Annotated in this window: 16 protein-coding genes; 7 read left to right on the forward strand and 9 right to left on the reverse strand. The window is 67.9% G+C overall.

Annotation, left to right across the window (positions count from 1 at the left end):
• The 3 genes from AC3WLF_RS04165 (at position 1) to AC3WLF_RS04175 (ending at position 2,619) form a co-directional block, all read left to right on the forward strand.
• Positions 1–921: an ABC transporter permease gene (locus tag AC3WLF_RS04165; RefSeq protein WP_010809241.1), complete on the forward strand. Its 921-nt coding sequence runs from the start codon at positions 1–3 to the stop codon at positions 919–921.
• 59 nt (positions 922–980) lie between these two features.
• Entirely contained in the window at positions 981–2,126 is a 1,146-nt protein-coding gene (locus AC3WLF_RS04170) for a BMP family ABC transporter substrate-binding protein (protein ID WP_492353018.1), read from the forward strand.
• Between the two features lie 199 nt (positions 2,127–2,325).
• Entirely contained in the window at positions 2,326–2,619 is a 294-nt protein-coding gene (locus AC3WLF_RS04175; RefSeq protein WP_492321719.1) for a YkvA family protein, read from the forward strand.
• Between the two features lie 75 nt (positions 2,620–2,694).
• On the opposite strand, the gene AC3WLF_RS04180 is transcribed toward AC3WLF_RS04175, so the two are convergent.
• From AC3WLF_RS04180 to AC3WLF_RS04195, 4 genes are read right to left on the reverse strand one after another with little or no spacing between them, the layout of a single operon-like run.
• Entirely contained in the window at positions 2,695–3,672 is a 978-nt protein-coding gene (locus AC3WLF_RS04180; protein WP_035819617.1) for a quinone oxidoreductase family protein, read from the reverse strand.
• Between the two features lie 40 nt (positions 3,673–3,712).
• Complete coding sequence (locus AC3WLF_RS04185) at positions 3,713–4,105, reverse strand: methylglyoxal synthase (protein ID WP_492321720.1); 393 nt, start codon at positions 4,103–4,105, stop codon at positions 3,713–3,715.
• Positions 4,106–4,162: 57 nt separating this feature from the next.
• Positions 4,163–4,951, reverse strand: a complete 789-nt coding sequence (locus tag AC3WLF_RS04190; RefSeq protein WP_492321721.1) for an SDR family oxidoreductase — start codon at positions 4,949–4,951, stop codon at positions 4,163–4,165.
• A gap of 55 nt (positions 4,952–5,006) precedes the next feature.
• A complete protein-coding gene (locus tag AC3WLF_RS04195; protein WP_492353020.1) occupies positions 5,007–5,894 on the reverse strand; it encodes a DMT family transporter in 888 nt (295 codons plus the stop codon).
• 219 nt (positions 5,895–6,113) lie between these two features.
• Between AC3WLF_RS04195 and AC3WLF_RS04200 the strand changes: the two genes are divergently transcribed.
• Positions 6,114–6,590, forward strand: a complete 477-nt coding sequence (locus tag AC3WLF_RS04200) for a MarR family winged helix-turn-helix transcriptional regulator (protein WP_011614798.1) — start codon at positions 6,114–6,116, stop codon at positions 6,588–6,590.
• Positions 6,591–6,649: 59 nt separating this feature from the next.
• Here AC3WLF_RS04200 and AC3WLF_RS04205 read toward each other — a convergent pair whose 3' ends face one another.
• Positions 6,650–8,920, reverse strand: coding sequence for a xanthine dehydrogenase family protein molybdopterin-binding subunit (locus AC3WLF_RS04205; protein WP_492321442.1), 2,271 nt, complete (start codon positions 8,918–8,920; stop codon positions 6,650–6,652).
• A gap of 83 nt (positions 8,921–9,003) precedes the next feature.
• On the opposite strand from AC3WLF_RS04205, the gene AC3WLF_RS04210 reads away from it, so the two are divergent.
• The gene (locus AC3WLF_RS04210) at positions 9,004–9,759 is read left to right on the forward strand and encodes a TetR/AcrR family transcriptional regulator (protein ID WP_492353430.1); all 756 of its coding nucleotides are present in this window, start codon (positions 9,004–9,006) and stop codon (positions 9,757–9,759) included.
• Positions 9,760–9,786: 27 nt separating this feature from the next.
• On the opposite strand, the gene AC3WLF_RS04215 is transcribed toward AC3WLF_RS04210, so the two are convergent.
• The 4 genes from AC3WLF_RS04215 to AC3WLF_RS04230 are packed head-to-tail and all read right to left on the reverse strand — an operon-like array spanning position 9,787 to position 13,102.
• Positions 9,787–10,422: an N-carbamoylsarcosine amidohydrolase gene (locus AC3WLF_RS04215; RefSeq protein ID WP_492353429.1), complete on the reverse strand. Its 636-nt coding sequence runs from the start codon at positions 10,420–10,422 to the stop codon at positions 9,787–9,789.
• Complete coding sequence (locus AC3WLF_RS04220) at positions 10,415–11,494, reverse strand: 2,5-dihydroxypyridine 5,6-dioxygenase NicX family protein (RefSeq protein ID WP_492357878.1); 1,080 nt, start codon at positions 11,492–11,494, stop codon at positions 10,415–10,417. Before AC3WLF_RS04220 ends, AC3WLF_RS04215 begins: the two co-directional genes overlap by 8 nt.
• Positions 11,495–11,507: 13 nt before the next feature.
• Positions 11,508–12,338 carry an alpha/beta fold hydrolase gene (locus AC3WLF_RS04225; protein WP_492353427.1) on the reverse strand — a complete coding sequence of 277 codons (831 nt, stop codon included), beginning with the start codon at positions 12,336–12,338 and terminating at the stop codon, positions 11,508–11,510.
• Between the two features lie 11 nt (positions 12,339–12,349).
• The gene (locus AC3WLF_RS04230; RefSeq protein ID WP_010812897.1) at positions 12,350–13,102 is read right to left on the reverse strand and encodes a maleate cis-trans isomerase family protein; all 753 of its coding nucleotides are present in this window, start codon (positions 13,100–13,102) and stop codon (positions 12,350–12,352) included.
• 348 nt (positions 13,103–13,450) lie between these two features.
• Between AC3WLF_RS04230 and AC3WLF_RS04235 the strand changes: the two genes are divergently transcribed.
• Complete coding sequence (locus tag AC3WLF_RS04235; RefSeq protein WP_492321437.1) at positions 13,451–14,611, forward strand: FAD-dependent monooxygenase; 1,161 nt, start codon at positions 13,451–13,453, stop codon at positions 14,609–14,611.
• Positions 14,612–14,698: 87 nt separating this feature from the next.
• Positions 14,699–15,196 (forward strand): (2Fe-2S)-binding protein, encoded by a 498-nt coding sequence (locus tag AC3WLF_RS04240; protein WP_492321436.1) that lies wholly within the window; start codon positions 14,699–14,701, stop codon positions 15,194–15,196.
• Positions 15,197–15,199 lie beyond the last annotated feature (3 nt).

Raw genomic sequence — 15,199 nt, forward strand, 5'->3', positions numbered from 1 at the left:
ATGGAACAACTCGCTCCCCTTATCGCCACCGCCATCAACGCCGGCACGCCGCTGCTGCTGGCCGCGCTGGGCCTGCTGATCAACGAGCGCTCGGGCGTGCTCAACCTCGGCGCCGAAGGCATGATGCTGGTGGCCGCGGTGGCCGGCTTCATGGTCGGCTACCAGACCCAGTCGCCGCTGCTCGGCTTTGCCGCCGGCGCGCTCGCCGGCATGCTGATGGCTACGCTGTTCTCGTGGCTGGCGCTGGTACTGGCCACCAACCAGGTCGCCACCGGCCTGGCGCTGTCGATCTTCGGCACCGGCCTGTCGGCCTTCATGGGCCAGCGCTTTGTCGGCTTCGCCATGCCGGCGCAGGCCAAGGCCGTGCCCGGCCTGGCCGACCTGCCCTTCTTCGGGCCGGCCTTCTTCCAGCATCACTGGATGGTGTATTTCAGCCTGCTGCTGTGCTTTGCCATCATGTGGTTCCTGTTCCGCACGCGCGCGGGGCTGACCTTGCGCGCGATCGGCGAAGCGCCCGAATCGGCGCACGCGCTGGGCTACCCGGTGCGCACCATCCGCTTTGGCGCGCTGCTGTTCGGCGGTGCCTGCTGCGGGCTGGCCGGCGCCTACCTGTCACTGGTGTACACGCCGATGTGGGTCGAGAACCTGGTCGCCGGCCGCGGCTGGATCGCGCTGGCGCTGACCACCTTCGCCACCTGGCGCCCGGGCCGCGTGCTGGTGGGCGCGTGGCTGTTCGGCGGCGTGACCATCCTGCAGTTCTACCTGCAAGGGATCGGCGTGTCGGTGCCGTCGCAGTTCCTGTCGATGCTGCCCTACGCGGCCACCATCGTGGTGCTGGCGCTGATCTCGCGCAACCCGGCCTGGATCCGGCTGAACATGCCGGCCTCGCTGGGCAAGCCCTTCCGGCCCGGCAATGCCTGAGCCTCGAGTTTTTTGACGGAAATCCCTGAGCTACCAACAATTCATCACAAGGAGAAATCATGATCGTCACGCGCAGGAAGACCCTGGCGGCCCTGGCCGCCACCGCCTTGCTGGCCCTCGCGGGCTGCGGCAAGAAAGAGGCCGACAAGCCTGCCGAGACGGCGGGCGCGGCCTCCGCGCCCGTGGCCGAGCAGAAGGCCGAGCCGCTCAAGGTCGCCTTCGTCTATATCGGGCCGGTCGGCGATGCCGGCTGGACCTTCGCGCATGACAACGGCCGCAAGGCCGTGGAAGAGAAGTTCGGCGACAAGGTCAAGACCACCTTCGTCGAGAACGTGCCCGAATCCGCGGCCGACGCCGAGCGCGTGTTCCGCGACCTGGCCAGCCAGGGCAACAAGCTGATCTTCGGCACCACCTTCGGCTACATGGAGTCGATGCTCAAGGTCGCCAAGGAATTCCCGGACGTGAAGTTCGAGCACGCCACCGGCTTCAAGACCGCCGAGAACCTGGCCCAGTACGACGTGCGCACTTATGAAGGCGCCTACCTGGCGGGCGTGGTCGCGGGCAAGATGAGCAAGACCGGCAAGATGGGCGTGGTGGCATCGGTGCCCATCCCCGAGGTGATCCGCAATATCGACTCGTTCACGCTGGGCGCGCGCAGCGTCAACCCCAAGGCCACGGTCAAGGTGGTGTGGGTCAACAAGTGGTTCGATCCGGGCAAGGAGCGCGAAGCCGCCACCACGCTGATCGGCCAGGGCGTCGACATGCTGATGCAGAACACCGACTCCGCCGCCGTGGTGCAGACCGCGCAGGAAAAGGGCGTGCACGCCTTCGGCTGGGACAGCGACATGAGCAAGTTCGGCGACAAGGCCCATCTGGCCGCGTCGGTGATCTCGTGGGGCGTCTACTACAACAAGGTGGTGGAAGACGTGCTGAACAAGCAGTGGAAGAACAGCACCACGTGGTGGGGCCTGAAGGAAGGCATGATCGACCTGAAGAGCTTCAACGCCGATGTGCCGGCTGACGTCAAGGCGCTGGTCGAAGAGCGCAAGAAGGGCATCGCCGACGGCAGCGCGCCGATCTGGAAGGGTCCGATCAAGGACAACACCGGCAAGGAACAGCTGGCCAAGGACCAGGTGGCCGACGACGGCTTCCTGCATGGCGTGAAGTTCTACGTCGAAGGCGTGGAAGGCAAGATCCCGGGCTGATTGGTGCACCAGAGCCGCCCGAGCTTGCCCAAGCAAGGTGTTCTCCCTCTCCCCTCAGCGGGCGAGGGGAGCAAACCGCCAGCCTTGGCTATCCCCAAGGCATCTCCCTGCACCTCCGGAACTTGAAGCCGCCGATAACGGCCCAAGCTATCTGTGCATGCGCCAGTGACCGGCGCGCGCTATGTGAAGGAGGCCTCTCATGTGGAAGCGATTTTCGGCCCTGTGGACGCTGGTTCGCCGCGACGGCCGCCTGTTCTGGTACGCGCTGCGCCATCCGGACGCGCCGGCCTGGCTCAAGCCCGCCGCCATCGGGCTGCTGCTCTACGCAATCTCGCCGATCGACCTGATCCCCGACGTGGTCGCGGGCCTGGGCATTGTCGATGACGTGGTGCTGATTCCACTGGCGGTGCACCTGATCCTGAAGCGCCTGCCGCCGCATATCCTGCGCCAGGCGCAGACGCGCGCCACCGCCACCACGGTCCGGCCGCACTGACGGCATCGCTCAACGACAAAGCCCCGGGGCAGCGCCTGCCGCCCCGGGGCTTTTGCTTGCCTGGCTGGCTGTTGCTCAGTTCGGCAGCAGGATGGTCGAGCCCGTGGTCTTGCGCGATTCCAGGTCGCGGTGCGCCTGCGCCACCTCCGACAGCGCGTAGCGCTGGCGGATATCGATCTTCACCTTGCCGGTGGCCACGGCGTCGAACAGGTCGGCCACCATCGGCTCCAGCAGTTCGCGGTGCACCACGTAGGTCATCAGTGTCGGCCGCGTCAGCCGCAGCGAGCCCTTGTTGCCCAGCACCGACAGGTCAAACGGCGGCACCGGACCCGAGGCGTTGCCGAAGCTGACCATGGTGCCGCGCGGCGCCAGGCAGTCGAGCGAGCCCTGGAATGTGTCCTTGCCGATCGAGTCATAGACCGCCGGCACGCCCTTGCCGTTGGTGATCTCCCTGACCCGTTCCACGAACGACTCACGCGTGTAGACGATGGTGTGGGCGCAGCCGTTGGCGCGTGCCAGTTCGGCCTTCTCGTCGCTGCCGACGGTGCCGATCACGGTCACGCCGAGCGCCTTGAGCCACTGGCTGGCAATCAGGCCGACGCCGCCGGCGGCGGCATGCAGCAGCACCGTGTCGCCCGGCTGCACCTTGTAGCTGTCGCGGATCAGGTACTGCGCGGTCAGGCCCTGCAGCATCATCGCCGCGGCGGTGTCGAACGGGATCGCGTCGGGCAGCCGCACCACGATATCGGCCGGCATCACGCGCACCTGCGCGTAGGCGCCGGTGGGACGGCCGGCGTAGGCCACGCGGTCGCCCACGGCGACGTGGCGCACATCCTCGCCCACCGCTTCGACCACGCCGGCGCCTTCCATGCCCAGCCCGCCCGGCAGCGGCTGCTTGTACAGCCCGGTGCGGAAATAGACATCGATGTAGTTCAGGCCCACCGCCTCATGGCGCACGCGCACCTGGCCGGGGCCGGGCTCGCCCACTTCGACATCGACCCACTGCATGACTTCGGGACCGCCGGTTTGCTCGATCCGGATGGCTTTGCTCATCTGTGTCGCTCCTTCGCTATGGTGTTGTATCGGTGGGAATTCAGTTGCCGGCTTCAGCCTCGCGCGTCAGCCCGGCGATCAACAGCTCGGCAGTGGCCACGTTGGTGGCACACGGCACGTTGTGCACGTCGCAGGCACGCACCAGCGCGTTGATATCGGGTTCATGCGGCTGCGGCGTCATCGGGTCGCGCAGGAACACCACGGCGCGCACCAGGCCTACGGCCAGTTGCGCGCCGATCTGCAGGTCGCCGCCCCACGGCCCCGACAGCATGCGCGTCACCTCCAGCCCGACCTCGTCGATCAGGCGCCCGCCGGTGGTGCCGGTGGCCAGCAGCTCGCACTGCGAAAGGAAGGCGCGGTGGCGCGTGGCGAAGGCGACGATGTCGTCCTTCTTGTGGTCATGGGCGATCAGCGCGATGCGGGGGCGAGTCATCAGGGGTTCCTTGTTGCGGGGTCGGTGAACGTCAGGAAACAGGAGAAAGCAGCGGGATCAGAAGGTGCCCGGATAGGCGCCGCCATCGAGCAGGATGTTCTGCCCGGTGATGTAGCCGGCATGACGGCTGCACAGGAAGGCGCAGGTGGCGCCGAACTCGGCCGGCTCGCCGAAGCGGCGCGACGGGTTCGCCGCGGCGCGGCGCTGCGCCACCTCATCGACGCTCAGGCCAGCCTTCTTGGCCCCGCCTTCCATGGTCTTGAGCAGGCGGTCGGTGTTGAACGGGCCCGGCAGCAGGTTGTTGATGGTCACGCCGTGCTGCGCCACTTCGCGCGCCACGCCCGCGACAAAGCCGGTCAGGCCCGAGCGCGCGCCATTAGACAGGCCCAGCACATCGATCGGCGCCTTGACCGCGCCGCTGGTGATATTGATGATGCGGCCCCACTGGCGCGCGATCATGCCGTCGACGGTGGCCTTGATCAGCTCGATCGGGGTCAGCATGTTGGCGTCGAGCGCGGCCAGCCAGTCGCTGCGCTCCCAGTCGCGGAAGTTGCCCGGCGGCGGGCCTCCGGCGTTGTTCACCAGGATGTCGAGATCGCCCAGCTTGGCCACCGCGTCCAGCGCCGCCTTGCGGCCTTCGGGCGTGGTGATGTCGGTCGCCACCGCGATCACGCGGCGGCCATGGCGCGCGCGCAGGCCGGCGGCGGCCTTCTCCAGCGCCTCGGCGCCGCGCGCCACGATCACCACGTCGACGCCCTCGGCCGCCAGCGCGTCGGCGCAGGCAAAGCCCAGGCCCTTGCTGGCGCCGCATACCAGCGCATGCTTGCCGCGCAGTCCCAGATCCATGTCCTTCTCCTTTGTCTGTTGTCTTTGGCGGGCCAGCCCCGGGGCCGGCCCGGAATCACGTCTTTCTTGCCGACAGCAAATACATGCCGCCCATCACCAGCGCGCTGCCGGCCAGCTGCACGCCGCTGATGGGCTCGCCCAGCAGCCAGAAGGCCAGGAACAGGGTCGACACCGGGCCGATCATGCCCGCCTGCGACGCCATCGGCGCGCCGATGCGCGACACCGCCACCATGGTCAGCGACACCGGCAGCACGGTGCAGAACACCGCATTGACGAGTGACAGCCACATCACCGGAGCCGGCTGCGCCAATTCCGCCACCGGCCGGCCCAGCACCAGGTACTGGATCACGCAGCAGGCGGTCGAGACGCACATCGCATACGCCACCAGCCGCAGCGAGCCGATACGCCGCACCAGCTCGCCGCTCAGGATCAGGTAGATACCATAGGTCATGGCGCTGCCCAGCACCAGCGCGCCGCCCAGCCACACCTGGCTGCCGCTGACGTCCAGGTCATGCGCGAATACCAGCACGATGCCGGCGTAGGCCAGCAGCAGCGACAGCCACTGGCGCATGGCGATCGGCCGGCGGAACACCAGCGCGGTGGCCAGCAGCACGAACGACGGCGTCAGGAACAGGATCAGCCGCTCCAGCCCGGCGGTGATGTATTGCAGGCCGATGAAATCGAGGAAGCTCGACAGGTAGTAGCCGATAAAGCCGAGAAACACCACGCGGCCGCGATCCGCCCACGACAGCGGCGCCAGCCGGCGCGACTGCCACCAGCCGATCGCCATGAACAGCGGCACCGCGAACAGCATGCGCAGCGTGATCACCATCACCGCATCGACGTTGTAGCGGTACATCAGCTTGGCGACGATCGCCTTGGCGGAGAACAGCACCGCGCCGACGGCGGCGATGACAAGGCCCGAGCGCTGCGGCGACGGCAGCGCGGCAGGTGCGGCGAGAGACTTCTGGGAGGCGGGCACGGGGGAATACAGGGGGAAAGCGGGCGGGCACGTGGGCCCCGCGAAACGACCCGACGATTGTATTCGAAAAGACGCAATGGCATCGGGCGTCACCCCGGCGGCCCCGGCCACCTTCCCGGCCACCTTTCCTGCCCCCTTCCTCGGTATACTCTGGGTCACCTTACCCACTGCACCAGGTTCGTGCCCCAGCCCTCCGACCCGCCTTCCGGCAAGACCGCCGCAGACTACGACTTCACCGAACAGGTGGGCCACCTGCTGCGGCGCGCCTACCAGCGCCATGTGGCGATCTTCCAGCAGACCATCCCGGATTCGCAGCTGACCGCGGCGCAGTTCGTGGTGCTGTGCGCGGTCAGGGACCGCCAGCCGTGTTCGATGAACGAGGTGGTGCGCGCCACCGCCATCGACCAGGCCACGGTGCGGGGCATCATCGACCGGCTGAAGTCGCGTGAGCTGATTGCGGTGTCGCACGATCCCAATGACCGGCGCAAGGTGGTGGTGACGGTCACGCCCGACGGGCTGGCACTGATCGACGAGACCGTGCCGTTTGCGAAGGAGATCTCGGAGCAGACCTTCGGCAGCCTGAATCCGGCCGAGCGTGTGGCGGTGACTTACCTGCTGCGCAAGATGAGTGAGATCGACGAGGGGAACGGCGTCTAGGGTCCACGGACGCCGAGGGTTTTCTCCCCTCTCCCGCTTGCGGGAGAGGGAGCAAACAGTCAGCTTTTCAGCGCCGCCAGCACCGTCTCAGGGACGAACGGCGGCCGGCGCAGCCGCACCCCCAGCGCATCGAACAAGGCATTGGCAAGCGCCGGCGCGCCCGGCAGCGAGGCCGATTCGCCCGCGCCCAGCGGCGGCTCCGACTGGCGCGGCATCAGCACCACTTCAATCGGCGGGATTTCCGGGAAGGTCAGCAGCGGATAGCTGCCCCATTCGCGGCTGGCGACCCCATCCGCATCGAAGCGCACCTGCTCCTTCAGCACCCGGCTGATGGTCTGCACCACGTTGCCGTGGATCTGGTGGCGTACGCCGTCGGGATTGACCATCATGCCGGTATCCTGCCCGACCACCACCTTCTCGATGGTGATGCGGCCGCTGCCGGCATCCACCGCCAGGTCCACCACCCAGGCCGACCAGGCTGCGCCGAAGCCCGGGAAACGGCTGTGGATATAGCGGGCATAGGCCACGCCCCGGCCGCGCAGCCGGCCATCGGCATCCGCGATGCCCCGCGACCCGGCCACGCCCCGCTGCCAGCCAGCCGCTTCAGCCACGGCACGCAGCAAGGCCGCGGCACGTTCATCCGGCAGGTGCCGCAACCGGAAATCCACGGGATCGGCACCCGCCTCTGCCGCCAGCTCATCGATCACGCACTCATGCGCAAACGCATTGGGCAGCGCCGACACGCCACGCAGCCAGGACGCGCGCACGATCGCGGGAGTGTCGTCGCAACCGATGCGGCGCGCGCCATACGCGTATGGCGGCACGGCGGTGCGATCGCCCATCTCCAGCGTGCGCGGCGCGTTGGGCACGGCACCGGTCAGCACCAGCGCCAGCGTGGGCGCATCGTTGGACGGATAGCGGCTGGTGAAGTCATAGCCAAGCAGCGCGCCGTCCGGCCCCAGCGTAGCGCTGACGTCCATCAATTGGGCCGCGCCCTTGGGCTCCCACAGGTGTTCCTGTTCGCGCGATAGCTGCACGCGCACGGGCCGCCCGACCGCGCGCGCCAGCAGTGCCGCGTCGGCGCAGACATCGTCGGCGCAGTTGCGCCCGTAGCAGCCGGCGGCCTCCATGCGCACGACCTCGATGCGGTCTTCGCCGAGCCCGCACAGCCTGGCCAGGTCGATGCGCAGCACATGCGGGTTTTGCGTGCCGGACCACACCGTCAGGCCATCGTCATGCCAGTCGGCCACCGCGCATGACGGGCCGATCGAGCCATGCATCTGGTACGGCCAGACGAAGCGCCGCTGCAAGACCTTGCCGGCGCCGCTTGCCGGCGGCTCGCCGTCGGACAGCAACTCGCGCCGCGTGGCGGGGTTGGCGCGCAGCGCGGGCTCCGGATCGTCCAGCGCGGGCAGCGGCGGCACCGGCTTCCAGCGCACGCGCAGCCGGCGCGCGGCCTGCACCGCGTATTCCTCGCGCTCGGCCACCACGCCGACAAAATCGCCCCGCACCACCACATCGACCAGGCCGGGTATATCGCGCACGGAGTCGCGGTCGACTTCCAGCAGGCTGTTGCCGACAAAGTCGCCGCTGTCGCGCCCCGCATATGGGGGCCGCACCACGCGGCCATGCAGCATGCCGGGCACGCGCACGTCGTGGACAAAAGTCAGCGCGCCGCGCACCTTGCCGGGAATATCGACGCGGCCCGCGGCGCGGCCGACGATGCGGTAGGACTCGACCGGCTTGGTCGGTATGTCTTCGGCCAGCGGCAGTTCCAGGTGCTCGCCGGCAAGCAGCGCGCCATAGCCGATGCTGGCCTGCGTGCCGGGATCGCGGAACATGCCGTCCTCTGCCTCCAGCCTGCCGGCCTCTACGCCGAGGTGCTGCGCGGCACGCGCCTGCAGCCACGCACGGGCCTGTGCCGCGGCGCGGCGCAACGGCAGCGCCGAGATCTGGATCGATGCGCTGGCGATAGTGGGACCCTGGTTGGGGGTGGCTTCGGTATGGCCAAGCACCATGCGTACGCGTTCGAGCGGCACGTCGAGTTCTTCGGCCACGATCTGCGCCAGCGCCGTGCGGATGCCGGTGCCCAGGTCGACGTGGCCGTTGAAGGCCAGCACCTCGCCGCTGTCGCGCACGGCAATGAAGATGTCCGGCAGCGCCGGCACGTAGTCCGAAGCCGCGCCGGGCTGGCCCGGCGCGGGCCGCGGCGCCGCCTGCGGGGCGCGCGTCACCAGCAGCACGCCGGTGGCCTGCAGCAGCGCCAGCCGCAGCGTGCGGGGCGTGTCGGCGTCGGCCTGTGCCGCGGGTTGCAGGTTGGTTGCCGTCATCGTTCTGCCATCTCCTTCACCGGCTGCGCCCCGGGGCGCCCGTTATACTGCAAGCCAACAGTGGAATAGCCCAAGCATCGACCATGACGATCACGACCGCGCCCAAGCCAACCGCAAAGCGGGCGCCAGCCGGCACGCGGGCCAGGCAAGCGCAGGACAGCCGCGACCGCATCCTGAAGGCTGCGATCAAGGTCTTCGCCCAGCGCGGCTACGACGGGGGCCGCATCGAACGCATCTCGTCGCTGGCCAAGACCTACGACCGGATGATCTATTACTACTTCGGCAGCAAGGAAAAGCTGTTTGTTGAAGTGCTGGAGACCATCTACCTGCAGCTCAATGAAGCCGAGCAGCAGCTGGAACATGAGCTCGACGCTGCCGACCCCGTGCGCGCGCTGTCGCAGCTGATCGACTTCGTCTGGCAGTACTACCTCGACCATCCGGAGTTCGTCGCCATCCTGATCAGCGAGAACATGAGCCAGGGCAAGCACGCGAAGAAGTCGGTGCGGCTGCGCGAGATCTCCAGCTACGCGCTGTCGGTGCTCGACGGCATCCTCGCGCGCGGCAAGGCCGCGGGGCTGTTCCGGCCCGATGCGGGCGCGCGCGATGTCTATATGGTGATCGCTTCGCTTGGCTACTTCTACAACTCCAACCATCATACGCTCAGCGCCTTCCTGGGCGAACCCATGATGAGCCCGCCCGCGCTGGCGCACTGGCGCGATGTGATCCAGCAGACGGTGCTGCGCGCGGTGGCCGTGCCCGGCGCGGTGCCGGATGTGGATGTGGCGCCGCCGGCCGCGCCGCGCAAACCGGCCCGCGGCCGGCGCGCGGCGGCAGGCTGACGCCAGGCCTGGCCGCATCGCCACGCCTCAGGCGGCGGCGCGCACGCCGGCAACCTGCGCCAGCGCCTCGTCGCGCGTCAGCACGGTGGCGTATTTCTGCGCCATGTCGAACAGGTTGGCGTCATGCGGACCCAGCGCGCGGTCGCCTACGCAATCCGACACCACCAGCGGGCGGAAGCCCAGCGACATCGCGTCGACCACGCTGGCGCGCACGCAGCCGCTGGTGACGCACCCCGCCACCAGCAGCGTCTGCACGCCGCGCTGCGTCAGCCACGCCGCCAGCGAGGTACCGAAGAACGCCGACGGCACGGTCTTGCGCACCACCAGCTCTCCCGGCGCGGGGGCCAGCTCCGGCACGATCTTGCTGTTGTGGCCATCCTCCTTCAGCGTCAGCATGCCCGGTACCTTCAGCGTGAAGATATTGTGGTCGCTGTCGTCGTCGGCAAACACGATGCGGCTATGCGCCACCGGCCAACCCTGCTCGCGCGCGCTGCGCAGCAGCGGCTGGGTATTGCGGATCGCCTCGGGGATATTGCCGCCGCCGAACACCGCCGGATCGGCGAAGCCGTTGACGAAGTCGATGATCAGCAGGCCGTATGGGGCCTTCAGTTCCATCGACGCGCCGAAGCCCTGACGCTGGTAAGTCTGCACGGCGTCATCCATGGCGCGCGTCCTTGTAGAGAGAAGCGACCGGCGCGTGGTGGCCGTCCATCACCTTGCCGCGCACCACCACCGGCTCGCCGTCCAGGCTGACGGTGCAGTGGCGCACCGGGATATCGATATGGCAGGCGGTGGTGCGGCTGCCGCCGGCTTCGTTGTTGGGACCGAACGAGCACAGGAAGTTGCCCTCGTAGGCACGCGCATCCATGCCGATGGTGGCCTCGCGGTCGTACATCGCCAGCGCCGACCAGCTGGCGCGCGGCTGCAGCCCCCAGCCGATATGCGACATGGCATAGGCCTCGGGGTCGTTGAACGAGGCCATGTAGTCGGCCAGCAGCTCGGCGTCCACGCCGCCTTCGATGCTGCGCACGTAGCCGGCTTCGACCGTGATGCGGATCGGCGCCTGGAGATAGGACTTCATCGGCAGCAGGATGTCGCCGCGGTCCAGCACGATGGTGCCGTTGGTGCCGCCCTCGTCCGGCCAGGTCAGCACGAAGCCGCTCGGCCAGTGGTCCCAGCGGCCGGGCTCGTCGACAAAGCCGTACTCGCTGATCGCCGGGAATTCGCCCAGGCGGCAGCGCAGGTCCATGCCGGCGTCGGACACGATATGCATCTCGCGCGCCTTGCCCAGCCGCGCTGTCGCCGCTTTGACGCGGGCGCGATCGGCCTCGGTCGGCACCAGCCGCGCCAGCACTTCGGGCGGCTCCACCGCGAGCAGGATCCTGGTACCTTGCGCCAGGATCTCGTGCTGCTCGGGCGAGAACAGCAGCGTCATCAGGTCCAGCACCAGGTCGCTCGCCTTGAGCGCAGCGATGGCGGCGGGATTGCCGGTGAGCGGCGTGGTACCGAGGTAGGCCAGCGCGTCGCGGCTGAGCGCCTTTTCGCCGTTGACCGGCGGCAGGTCGAGCCGGTTGACGATGGCGCCCATCGATGCCGCCGCCACCATCGCGGTGCGCAGCGTCTGCGGATGCGTGGCGGCGCCGGTCAGCACGGTGACGGTCTGTCCCGGCTCAAGCTTCGACAGCGTCAGCACCTGCTTCCACGCCGCGGTCAGGTCGTAATCGCTTACGGGCATGTTCGCTCCTTGATCAGTTCAGCGCCGCACCCAGGAAATCGCCGAAGGCGCGGTAGAAGCCGCCCTCGTCGTCCCACGGGATCATGTGGCCGGCGTTGGCGACATGCGCAAGCAGCAGCGCGGGCAGCAGCTTGCGCATCTCCTGCACGTCTTCCTCGCGGATCACGTCGCCGCGGCCGGCGGTCATCAGCAGGGCCGGCACGGCGACGTGCGGCAGGTCGGCGTGGATATCGTCCTCATGGAAGCCATTGAAGCTGGCCAGGATCGCGCGCTCGTCGCAGGTATGCAGCCATTGCGCGCGCAGGCGCAGCTGGTCCTCGGTCCAGGTCGGGCAGAAGCGGCGCATGCCTTCCACGTCGATGCCCTGCTGCGCCAGCCGGATCGAATCGATGTACCACGGCAGTTGCGACGGATACGGGCGGCGGCCCGGGCCCGACACCGGCGGATCGACCAGCACCAGGCGCGTCAGGCCTGCCGGCTTGCTGCGCGCGGCGCGGATGCCGATGCGCGCGCCCATCGAATGGCCGACGATGGCGTAGCGCTGCAAGCCAAGCGCTTTGGCAAACGCGATCACATCGGCAGCCTGCGCATCGAGGCAGTAGTCCAGCTCAGCGCCGGCCTGCGACAGGCCGCGGCCGCGCACGTCGAGCACATAGGTATCGAACTGCCGCCCGAACTGCTCGCCGACAAAGCCCCAGGTCACCGCCGGGCTGGTGATGCCCGGCACGATGATGACGGCATCGCGCTGCGCGCGCGCGCCGCCCTGCCCGCCATAGCGCAGGTAGTGCTGGCGGATGCCGTTGGCGTTCACGTTGGCGCCGTAGAGAAAGGTGCTGTCTGCCATGGCCGCCCCCTTCAGTACGCGCCCGACAGCAGCGCGCCGGCGCCCGGCACCACCGGCTCCAGCCCCAGCCGCTTCAGCAGCGCATAGGTGGTGGCGACGGCGGCGGTGACCACAGGCTTGCCGGTCATTGCCTCGACCTTGGCCACGGCCGGCAGCGACGGCATCTGCACGCACGCCGACAGCACGATGACATCGGCGTCGGCCGTATTCATCTGCGCGACGATCTCCGGCAGCCGCGCCGGGTCATGGCGGCCCACCTCAAGGTTGTCGGGGATTTCCAGCGCGCGGTAGTCGACCACCTCATAGCCTTCATTGCGGATGTAGTCGACCACCAGCTCGGTCAGCGGCTTCATATAGGGTGCCACCACGGCGATGCGCTTCGCGCCCATCACCTTGAGCGCATCCACCAGCGCGCCGGCGCTGGTGATCACCGGCGCGTCGCCGCCGTTCTCGGCGGTATGCGCCTGCAGGCGCTGCTCGGACACGCGGTGGTAGCCGTGGCCCATGGCCATGATGGCGACCAGGCAGGCGTAGCCGAGCACGTCGACGCGGGCGTCGCTCAGTTCCACCGCGCAGCGGTCGGATTCGGCGTCCATGGCCGCCAGCTCTTCCTTGACCACCTTCTTCATCCGCATCCGGCTTGAGTGAAAGGTGAAGCGTTCCGGGCGCACCAGCTGGCGCGCGGCCAGCATCGCCGGGATCTCGGTTTCCATGGTGGTGTTGGAGCTCGGCACGATCTGGCCGATTCGGAAAACTTTCTGCACTGTCGACTCCGTCATCTGTTTGTCTGTCTACCCTGCCTGCTTCGCCCTGGCGGCCCTGCATGCTGCGATTGATTGTAGTGTACACACTTTATCTAGGCAAACAGAATCTGCATCGCCGCGAATTCACTCGTTCAGTGCATACTTAACTAACCAGCCCCTATTTTTGCGCAGAAATTCATCGATACAGCGCGATGTGTGAGCGTCTTCACGTTTCAGTAAGGGTTTTCCATAGGTTCATCAATTTCTTCTTTTACTTTGATATTTTGAGTGTGTACACTCGTTTTCAACGGTCGGCCGAGTGGCCGCCCCAGCCCCCATCGACCTTGTGTCATTGCCAGGAGAAAGAACGTGCAAGGCAAACCGCGAATCGCAGTTGTCGGCGCCGGACTCGGAGGGACGGCCGCGGCCGCCCTGCTGCAGCGAGCCGGCTTCCAAGTCAGGCTGTATGAACAGGCACCGGCGTTCTCGCGCCTGGGCGCGGGCATCCATGTGGGGCCCAACGTGATGAAGATCATGCGGCGCATCGGCATCGAGGACGCGCTCAACGACATGGGCTGCCACCCCGACTACTGGTACAGCCGCGACGGCCTGAGCGGCGCGGTGATCGCGCAGATCCCGCTGGGCGACTACGCGGAGCGCCACTACGGCGCCAGCTACCTGACCGTGCACCGCGGCGACTTCCACAAGCTGCTGACCGACGCCGTGGCGCCCGACACGCTGTTCTTCAACAAGAAGCTGGACAGCGTCACCGACCAGGGCGACGTGGTGCAGTTGCGCTTCACCGACGGCACGGTCGAAGAGGCCGACATCGTGATCGGCGCGGACGGCGTCAACTCGCGCATCCGCGAGACGCTGCTGGGCGCCGAGCCGCCCAAGTACACCGGTTACGTGGCGCATCGCGCGGTGTTCCCGATCTCGCGCGTCAAGGGCTTCACGCATGAGCGCTGCACCAAGTGGTGGACCGACGACCGCCACATGATGGTCTACTTCGATACCAGCAAGCTCGACGAGATCTACTACGTCACCGGCGTGCCCGAGCCCGACTGGGACATGAGCAAGAGCTGGGTGCCGAGCAGCATCGAGGAAATGCGCGCCGCATTCGACGGCTGGCACGAGGGTGTGCAGTCGCTGATCGAAGGCACCGTCGAAGTGACCAAGTGGCCGCTGCTGGAGCGCGACCCGCTGCCGTTGTGGAGCCGGGGCCGCCTGGTGCTGCTCGGCGATGCCTGCCACCCGATGAAGCCGCACATGGCACAAGGCGCCGCGATGGCGATCGAGGATGCCGCGATGCTTACGCGTTGCTTCACCGAGACCGGCGTGGACGACTTCGCCTCGGCATTCGCGCTGTATGAAGCGAACCGCAACGAGCGCGCAAGCAAGGTCCAGCTGGTCTCGCACAACAACACCTGGCTGCGCAGCAACGAGAACCCCGACTGGTGTTTCGGCTACGATGTCTTCAACGTGCCGCTGGTGTCGGCCGGGACCGGGACGCTGTCCGCAGCGGCCTGACGCCTGACCAACCCTGCCCGCCGCAGCCCCTCATCGAAGGGGCGCGGCGCAGCGATGCGTGATGTTCAAACCGCCCCCAAGCCCCCGATGAACACGCCCCGCCCCCTGACGCTGCAAGTCAATCACGCCGAGCACACGCTGAGCGTGGCCCCTGACACGCCGCTGCTCTACATCCTGCGCAACGACCTGTGCTGCAACGGGCCCAAGTACGGCTGCGGCCTGGGCCAGTGCGGCGCCTGCACGGTGCTGGTGGACGGCATGCCGGCGCGCGCCTGCGTGCTGCCGGTCAGGGCCGTGGTCGGGCACGCCGTCACCACGCTGGAAGGACTGGGCACCGATGCGCAGCCCGACCCGGTGCAGCAAGCGTTTATCGACGAGCAGGCCGCGCAATGCGGCTATTGCCTGAATGGCATGATCATGACCGCCAAGGCGCTGCTCGCGCAGAATCCCGATCCCGATGAGGCCCAGATCCGCGAGGCGCTGCGCTTCAACCTGTGCCGCTGCGGCACCCACGTGGAAATCGTGCGCGCGGTGCAACGTGCCGCGATGCTGCAACGGCAAGCGGCCGCGGGGGCCGCATCGTGAACG

The organism is Cupriavidus sp. FW306-01-F10A (assembly GCF_058782785.1).